The 1371-nt window shown below is 64.6% G+C and carries 1 protein-coding gene; it reads right to left on the reverse strand.

The window, feature by feature from the left end:
• Nucleotides 1-18: 18 nt before the first annotated feature.
• Entirely contained in the window at nucleotides 19-1305 is a 1287-nt protein-coding gene (locus tag J2850_RS31535; protein WP_209991401.1) for an IS701 family transposase, read from the reverse strand.
• Nucleotides 1306-1371 lie beyond the last annotated feature (66 nt).

Genomic DNA, 1371 nt, shown 5'->3' on the forward strand with positions numbered 1-1371 from the left:
TAGTACTACAGCCGGCTTTTATCGATTTGTATGCGTCGTTTCCAATGCGATTGCTTTGCTCGCTGTTGATGATGTCTTCGCCAAAGTGACCAAGCGATAACGGCGTCGATGCCGAGTGTCGGCCGAGGCAGGAGGTGGTGAAGCAGGCGTCGAATTTCTGGTACGGTCAGGGGGATCAAGTCGGCCGCCAAGTCGACCGGGTCCTCTCCCCCCGATAGCCGCCTTACGCAAGACGGTGAGGAAGGCGAAAGCCAGCATGGCCAAGGTGATGTGGCGCTGCCATCCGGTCCAAGAGCGCACCTCATAGTGGTCGAGCCCGACCTCGCCTTTGGCCATCTCGAAGCTGCTCTCGATGGTCCAGCGCGCACCTGCCACCCGCACCAGATCGGCCAGTGCGGTCCCTTCCGGAGCATGGGTCAGGTAGAAGGTCAACGCGCCATCCCCCAGGCGGCGGCGGATCAGAAGGGCTTTGCTCCAGCCCTGCGGGGCACCGCGGAACGGCAGGCGCGCCCAATCATAGAGCCGCGGCCCTTTGGCGCCATCGCCGGCACTGAGCCGCTGCCAGCCATCGGCGGGTACTTCTTCGATCCAGTCGCTCACTGTGCCCGGCCACAGCCGCTGACCGCTGGTAACGGTCAGCACATACCCGACCCGGCGGTGCTCCAGTTCCCGCCGGATGGCGCTGTCGGTGCCGTAGACGCTGTCCCCCGCCACCCAGGCGCACGGCACGCCGGCATCCAGCGCGCGCTTGAGCATCGTGAGACCCAGCTTGGGCTTGGTCGCGAAAGCCACCGTCTCGGGCACCCAGGCGGCAAGGCGGCGGTCTTCATCGGCAGCCCAACCCTGCGGCAGATACAAGGCGCGGTCGATCAAGGCGTAGCCATGTCGGCCGGCGTAGCCAAGGAAGACGCCGATCTGGCAGTTCTCGATACGCCCGGCGGTGCCCGAGTATTGACGCTGCACGCCGACCGAGCGCTCGCCCTTCTTCAAGAAACCGGTCTCGTCCAGCACCAGAACGGCGTCGGGATCGCCCAGATGCTCAACGACATAAGCCTGCAAGTCGTCCCGAACAGCATCGGCGTCCCAACGCATCCGGGCCAGGAAATCCTGGACGCTGTCGGGGCTGGCATCGCCGGCTGCTTCAGCCAGATGCCAGCCGTTCTTCCGTTCCAGTGGGGCCAGAAGCCCAGCCAGATACCGGCGAGCCCGTTCGCGTGCCTCTGGCCGACAAAATCGTGGGCCAATCCGGCCAGCCAGCACATCCAGATCTCGAGCCCAACTCGCCGCTTCCGTTGCCGTCGCCATCCCAACCTCCCTGCGGTAGGATGAAGCCTTCAACAAGCGGACCGCAAATCGATCCCGGCTGTAGTA

The organism is Azospirillum picis (genome assembly GCF_017876115.1).
In the GTDB taxonomy this organism is placed as follows: domain Bacteria; phylum Pseudomonadota; class Alphaproteobacteria; order Azospirillales; family Azospirillaceae; genus Azospirillum; species Azospirillum picis.

Excerpts from the sequence above, each read along its gene's own strand:
- J2850_RS31535 (WP_209991401.1), bottom strand. The coding sequence starts at position 1,305 with ATGGCGACGGCAACGGAAGCGGCGAGTTGGGCTCGAGATCTGGATGTG.